The following is an 8,029-nucleotide window of genomic DNA, read 5'->3' on the forward strand; positions in this document are numbered from 1 at the left end:
CAGCTGGTACCAATTCGTAAGTCTTACCTTCGAATTCAATCTCTTGTGGACGGTTGTCTACAACTGTGTCGTAGTCTTTGTCTACTGGTTGAGCTTTTTCGTCAGTAACATCTTCCTTGATTGTCTTACCTTCGGTATCTACATAGTGAACATAAACGTTACCCTTAGGCTCAGCTGGTGTTTCTTTAAGTTTGTAAACATAGGTTACATTCTTATCACCTTCGATGACTTTACCAGTTGTTGAGTCTGTTGACTTCAAGTGACCATCTTTATCAACTTCACCTACTGTGTAGTTACCAGCTGGAACCAATTCATAAGTATTACCTTCGAATTCAATCTCTTGTGGACGGTTGTCTACAACTGTGTCGTAGTCTTTGTCTACTGGTTGAGCTTTTTCGTCAGTCACATCTTCTTTGATTGTCTTGCCTTCGGTATCAACGTAGTGTACATAGACATTACCATTCACTTCTTTATAAACATAAGTGATGGTTGATTTTGGTTTAGTAACCTTACCTGTAACTGGATCAGATGATTCAAGGTGACCATTTTCATCAACCTTACCTACTGGATAGTCACCCTTCGGTACGATCTTATAGGTCTTACCATCTTCACTCTTGATTGTGTTTGGTTTTTCACCTTCTTCAGTAGTGTTATATGGTGTATCGTATGGTGAGTTTGGTGTGTCTTGACGAGGTTTTTGAATCTCTTTACCCTTCTCATCAACATAAGTGATAATAACTTCACCTTTTGGCTTTTCTTTAAGTTTGTAAACATAGGTTACATTCTTATCGCCTTCGATAACCTTACCAGTTGTTGAGTCTGTTGACTTCAAGTGACCATCTTTATCAACTTCACCTACTGTGTAGTTACCAGCTGGAACCAATTCATAAGTATTACCTTCGAATTCAATCTCTTGTGGACGGTTGTCTACAACTGTGTCGTAGTCTTTGTCTACTGGTTGAGCTTTTTCATCAGTAACATCTTCCTTGATTGTCTTGCCTTCTGTATCTACATAGTGTACATAGACATTACCATTCACTTCTTTATAAACATAAGTGATAGTTGATTTTGGTTTAGTAACCTTACCTGTAACTGGATCAGATGATTCAAGGTGACCATTTTCATCAACCTTACCTACTGGATAGTCACCCTTCGGTACGATCTTATAGGTCTTACCATCTTCACTCTTGATTGTGTTTGGTTTTTCACCTTCTTCAGTTGTGTTATATGGTGTATCGTATGGTGAGTTTGGTGTGTCTTGACGAGGTTTTTGAATCTCTTTACCCTTCTCATCCACGTAAGTAATAACTACTTCACCTTTTGGCTTTTCTTTAAGTTTGTAAACATAGGTTACATTCTTATCACCTTCGATGACTTTACCAGTTGTTGAGTCTGTTGACTTCAAGTGACCATCTTTATCAACTTCACCTACTGTGTAGTTACCAGCTGGAACCAATTCATAAGTATTACCTTCGAATTCAATCTCTTGTGGACGGTTGTCTACAACTGTGTCGTAGTCTTTGTCTACTGGTTGAGCTTTTTCGTCAGTAACATCTTCCTTGATTGTCTTGCCTTCGGTATCAACGTAGTGGACATAGACATTACCATTCACTTCTTTATAAACATAAGTGATAGTTGATTTTGGTTTAGTAACCTTACCTGTAACTGGGTCAGATGATTCAAGGTGACCATTTTCATCAACCTTACCTACAGGATAATCACCCTTCGGTACGATCTTATAGGTCTTACCATCTTCACTCTTGATTGTGTTTGGTTTTTCACCTTCTTCAGTTGTGTTATATGGTGTGTCATATGGTGAGTTTGGTGTGTCTTGACGAGGTTTTTGAATCTCTTTACCCTTCTCATCCACGTAAGTAATAACTACTTCACCTTTTGGCTTTTCTTTAAGTTTGTAAACATAGGTTACATTCTTATCACCTTCGATGACTTTACCAGTTGTTGGGTCTGTTGACTTCAAGTGACCTTCTTTATCAACTTCACCTACTGTGTAGTTACCAGCTGGTACCAATTCGTAAGTCTTACCTTCGAATTCAATCTCTTGTGGACGGTTGTCTACAACTGTGTCGTAGTCTTTGTCTACTGGTTGAGCTTTTTCATCAGTAACATCTTCCTTGATTGTCTTGCCTTCTGTATCAACGTAGTGGACATAGACATTACCATTCACTTCTTTATAAACATAAGTGATAGTTGATTTTGGTTTAGTAACCTTACCTGTAACTGGGTCAGATGATTCAAGGTGACCATTTTCATCAACCTTACCTACAGGATAATCACCCTTCGGTACGATCTTATAGGTCTTACCATCTTCACTCTTGATTGTGTTTGGTTTTTCACCTTCTTCAGTAGTGTTATATGGTGTATCGTATGGTGAGTTTGGTGTGTCTTGACGAGGTTTTTGAAGCTCTTTACCCTTCTCATCCACGTAAGTAATAACTACTTCACCTTTTGGCTTTTCTTTAAGTTTGTAAACATAGGTTACATTCTTATCACCTTCGATGACTTTACCAGTTGTTGAGTCTGTTGACTTCAAGTGACCATCTTTATCAACTTCACCTACTGTGTAGTTACCAGCTGGAACCAATTCATAAGTATTACCTTCGAATTCAATCTCTTGTGGACGGTTGTCTACAACTGTGTCGTAGTCTTTGTCTACTGGTTGAGCTTTTTCATCAGTAACATCTTCCTTGATTGTCTTGCCTTCTGTATCTACATAGTGTACATAGACATTACCATTCACTTCTTTATAAACATAAGTGATGGTTGATTTTGGTTTAGTAACCTTACCTGTAACTGGGTCAGATGATTCAAGGTGACCATTTTCATCAACCTTACCTACTGGATAGTCACCCTTCGGTACGATCTTATAGGTCTTACCATCTTCTGCCTTGATGAAGTTAGGTTTTTCATCTTCTTCAGTAGTGTTATATGGTGTATCGTATGGTGAGTTTGGTGTGTCTTGACGAGGTTTTTGAAGCTCTTTACCCTTCTCATCCACATAAGTGATAACAACTTCACCTACTTTAAGTTTGTAGATGTAAGTTACATTCTTATCCTCTTTAGCAACTACACCTGTTGTTGGGTCTGATGACTTAAGGTGACCTTGGTCATCAACTTCACCTACTGTGTAGTTACCAGCTGGGACTAACTCGTAAGTCTTACCTTCGAATGTAATCTCGTTCGGACGATTGTCTACAACTGTATCGTAGGCCTTATTAACTGGTTGATCTTTTTCATCGGTTACATCTGGTTTAATAGTCTTGCCTTCTGTATCTTTATAATGAACATAGACATTACCTTTAACATCAGACTTGACAAAGTAGTAGTTTACATCAGTAGATGGTTTAAGGTTACTTGGAATTGAATAGTTATTCGAGAATGAAGCATACCCTTTCAATTTGGTGTACACTTTACCATTTGGAGCAGTTGGGTCATTGGCAACAGATCCTTCTGCTTGGATTTCTGGAACTTTACCAGCAATGACGTTGTAACTGTTATTACCTGATCCAGCAGGTGTCAATGTAGGGTTTGGAGCACCTTTGAATGGACGTGGATAAGTGTGCAAAGTTCCGTCCATTTGTTTATAAGTATCTGTCTCAGTAGGAGACGACCAACCAGTAATAATGAGTGATTTGCTTCCAGCAGTTTCGTTGACTTCAAGATAGTAATCACCATTTTTACTGTTTACTTTTGTAACTTTTGTCTCGTCAGCCTTCCACTCTTCACCAGCCTTATTGACTTTACTAGTGTAAATGAGTGTGTATTTCGATACATCTTCTGTACCAATATCAGATGTAGTAAAGTTATTAACTTGAGACGGATCAAGAGCGTAGAATTTAGTTACAGTTGACCCTTCTGTATCAACGATTTCAGATATACGTTTCACATAATAGTGATTTGCTCCACCCTGAAGTTCGACAAGTTTTTGACCTACAACACCTTTACCAAGGATACCAGATGTTTTTTGAGTAGAATCTGTTGTAGCAGCTACATGCTTGTATCCAGGGATATCACGGTTGTTTGAAGCTGTAAATTGTTGGCCAGCAAGACCTGTATGAGTGTAAGATGCAAGATCTGTTTCATTTCCAGTAGGTGTATATAGTTTTCCTTCTGTGTACTTGCTACTATCAACTACTTTATAGTGAGTTGTTTGATTTACCGTTGCATATGGAACAGAAGTTTGAATGTTTGGTTTATCTTCGTTTTCGTTACCTGGGAAGTTGGTATCACGAATTTGAAGTGTTTCATACTCAAGATTTGGGTTAACGAATGAGAATGTCACGTTACCAGGATCAGTTCCGTTAGCACCTGTATAAGTCAATGTATTTGTAACATCCGTATTGTTATCTGTTATGTAACCCGGAAGCGAGATATTGCTTTCACCAGCTTTGATAGTACGAGTGAAGGCTTCAGAACCATCAGACTTCTTGATGATACGCAAGTAAACATCAGGCTTTACTGAAAGATCACCTTTAATCGCTGAACGATCTACTGAAAGTGTTGCGTAGTAATCAAAATAGGTTTTCTTGCCAGTTGATTGATCCGTTTTAAGGAATTGCCATACACCAAATGTGTAACGGTCAGCATTTGGATCCAAAGAGTAACCTGCTTTGTTAAAGGCCGCATCTTCAATAGTTGCACCGTTTGGTTCAGAGATAACTGGAGAAGTAGCTACAGACCCGTTACCTTCAGTTGAGATTGGTGCCAACTGTGCAGAAACTGCAGGTGCTCCGTTAACAGTGGTGTTCCCTTCAAAGCCTGCGGCTTTCAAGGTTGCCATCATATCATCTACTGACTTGCTCAGACGTGCACGTTGATCAGCGTATGATTGAGCAGTAGCTTCCGTCAAATTAGTTCCGGCTGATAATTCTGATTGAACTTTAGCAACTGCGTCACTGATTGCTGCTTTTTGCTCTGAATTTTGATGGTTTGACGCATATTTATCTGCAATTTTTGTCAACAAAGCTGCTTCAGAAGCATTTTGTTCTAAGACGGCTTTATCATCCGCCGCTGGAACATCTTCAGCTACCTCAGTTGAAGTTGCTGCTGTTACCTTTGCTTCTGTGGCAGATTCATTGCCAACTACTGGTGACTCTTTAGAATCTTGCTCACTTAATGATTCTGATCCTGTTGCAACTTCTGGTGAACTTACTAAAGCCGATGTAGGAACTGCGTCCTTCCCTTGCTCATCAGCATACCCCGTATTTACAAGTGTTGTTGCACCGAGGACAGCTGTTGCTACTACGATTCCTTTTATGAAACCTCGACTAGTCAATCCCTTAACTGAAGCAGCATCTTCACGTACCTCGGCTACGATAGTTTCTTCGACTTGACCTCGAATCACTTTTAGAAGCCCAAAGCTCGAAGTAGATGCACGCAACCAATTCTTACCTGACTTGATCAATTTGAATCAAGTCACTCGATCGGTTTCACGAAATTCTCCGTTTGAACGTTTAAAAAACATGTCAGTCTCCTTTTTTAATTGTATTCACTTTCATTATACATTATTACTGTATAAAAGCAAGAAATTTAACGCAAAGTTTTTAAAAGAGCAGTTAAAAGAAAAACACGATATAAAATACAATTTATTCTATCTTTTTATCCTTTGAAACAAAGATAAAAATATGAATCCAATAATTCAAAACCCATCCCAAATCTACTCCAAAAACACATATAAAAAAATGAATATAATGATAGAAGACTAGAGAAATTACCTACAAATATCTCTTGAAAATAAGTCGAGAATATTGCTATCATTCTGAAAAATCCCTTTACTGTCGTTCAAATAGATTAAAAGAGAGCTCCTCTATCGGACTTCCAACTCTGTTGAACTTAACTAAACAGTTGAAGACATAAATTTTCATCAGACCAACTTCATAAAGAAAGAATCTATTTCCTTTTCCTCTGCCGCTATCTTTCACTAATGTACTACAGTTAAAAACAAGAAAAAAGCGAACAAGACTAAATTCTGACTATCAGAAAACTAGTTTTGTCCGCTTTTTAATGTCGAGATTAGCTTCTTGGTCCAATCTCTATCTCTTAGACAGCTCCAAGCGTTTTTGGATAATATCTACGCTTCCTCAAAAGTAATTTTTGAGTGCTCAATATTTTATTCGTCCTCTTTTTTCTTTCCCGTTGCAGCAAGTCCAAGAAGCGCTCCAACAACACCTAAGGTTGCCAGTGTAACAGTTTCTTTAGTTCCTGTCTCTGGGAGACTGTGTTGACGATTTGTAGGTGCTTGATTTGCCTTGTCTTGTGACGCTACAAGAGACTGCATATCCTTGTATTCTGGAATTTCATGAATTGTTGCCTCAGCTCCATTCACACCGCCAGTAAACTCTGGGACTTCGTTGATAGCAGCTTCTGCTCCATTGACTCCACCAGTAAACTCTGGCTCTTCTCCACGAGTAGCTGCTTCTGCGCCATTTGCTCCGCCAGTGAACTCTGGGACCTCGTTGATAGTAGCTTCTGCTCCATTGACATTACCAGTGAACTCTGGATCTTCTCCACGAGTAGCTGCTTCTTCGCCATTTGCTCCGCCAGTGAACTCTGGGACCTCGTTGATAGCAGCTTCTGCGCCATTTACTCCGCCAGTGAACTCTGGAACTTCGGTGAGAGCTGCTTCTGCGCCATTTACTCCGCCAGTGAACTCTGGGACCTCGTTGATAGCAGCTTCTGCTCCATTGACATTACCTGTGAACTCTGGAACTTCGGTAAGAGCTGCTTCTGCGCCATTTACTCCGCCAGTGAACTCTGGGACCTCGTTGATAGCAACTTCTGGTCCATTGACTCCACCAGTAAACTCTGGATCTTCTCCACGAATAGCTGCTTCTTCGCCATTTGCTCCTCCAGTGAACTCTGGAACCTCGTTGATAGCAGCCTCTACGCCATTGACACTACCTGTGAACTCTGGATCTTCTCCACGAACAACTGCTTCTTCATCATTTACTCCACCTGCAAATTCAGGAAGCTCATGACTAGCAGCCTCTGCGCCATTGACACTACCTGTGAACTCTGGGACTTCATGGATCGCTGGATCTGTTTTACCTGTTTCAACTTTCTTAGTTCCGACTAACACAATCTCATCTTGTGCTGCTTCAACAACTTCGCTAAGTTTTTCAGTACGGCTTCCATCCAATGCTACTTCGGTGATAACACGTTCTTTACCTTCACGACCTACTTGAGACACGCTAGTTTTACCTTCTGGAAGAGTTGGGTCTTCTTGCTTCACTGTCTTGAAGCGGATTGGTTTTTCAACTACTTCAAGGCTTGGTTGACTAATGCTCAATTCTTTAACACCGCCAGCTGGCTCAGATGTTCCTTCATAAGTACCAACTTCGATGACACGATCTTGAGCTTCTTCACGTTCAACCTTAACTGTCTTACGTGTATCTCCATCTACTTCTACATAAGTCGTTACTTGACCTGCTTTACCATCTGAAACAACTTGTTCCTTACCTTTAGCTAGGAAGGCATTCTCACGACGAACAATATTAAAGGTGATTGATTCTGTAGTTACTTCAAGACTTGGTTGCGTTTGAACTAAGACCTTATCTCCTTCAGCTGGAACTGTTGAATGTTTCACTTCCTCTTCTGGTTTGCTTGGCTCCTCTGGCTGTGCTGGTTCTTCTGGTTTGCTTGGCTCTTCTGGAGTTGGTTCCTCTTTCGGTGTCGCCTGAAGATTGTTGATAGATGTCAAAGCGTCTTGCAAGGCCTTATCTACTGCATCCTGAGTTTTGGCTTCTTCAATAGCAGCTAAGGCTTGTTCTGCTAGTTCAACTAGTTTCTTCTTAGCTTCCTTGTCATCACCCAACTCAGCTGTTTTACTTTTAATAGCTTCTGACAAGCTTGCCATAGCTTTATCGTAGTCAAGCTTAGGCTCTACTGGTTTGCTTGGTTCTTCTGGTTTTGGTTCCTCTTTCGGAGTTGCTTGAAGTTGATTGATAGCAGCTAGACCAGTTGCCAAAGCCTTATCTACTGCATCTTGAGTCTTAGCTTCTTGAATAGCTGA

At 40.1% G+C, this 8,029-nt stretch carries 2 protein-coding genes; both read right to left on the reverse strand.

What is annotated here, in order from left to right; all coding sequences use genetic code 11:
• Positions 1 to 5,422 (reverse strand): accessory Sec-dependent serine-rich glycoprotein adhesin (locus QM874_RS09755; RefSeq protein WP_414317119.1); only part of this gene is annotated, 5,422 nt, incomplete at its 3' end.
• 705 nt (positions 5,423 to 6,127) lie between these two features.
• Positions 6,128 to 8,029 (reverse strand): SIALI-17 repeat-containing surface protein (locus QM874_RS09760; RefSeq protein ID WP_414317120.1); only part of this gene is annotated, 1,902 nt, incomplete at its 5' end.

This window comes from Streptococcus infantis, from assembly GCF_047463615.1.
Classification (GTDB): Bacteria; Bacillota; Bacilli; order Lactobacillales; family Streptococcaceae; genus Streptococcus; species Streptococcus infantis_X.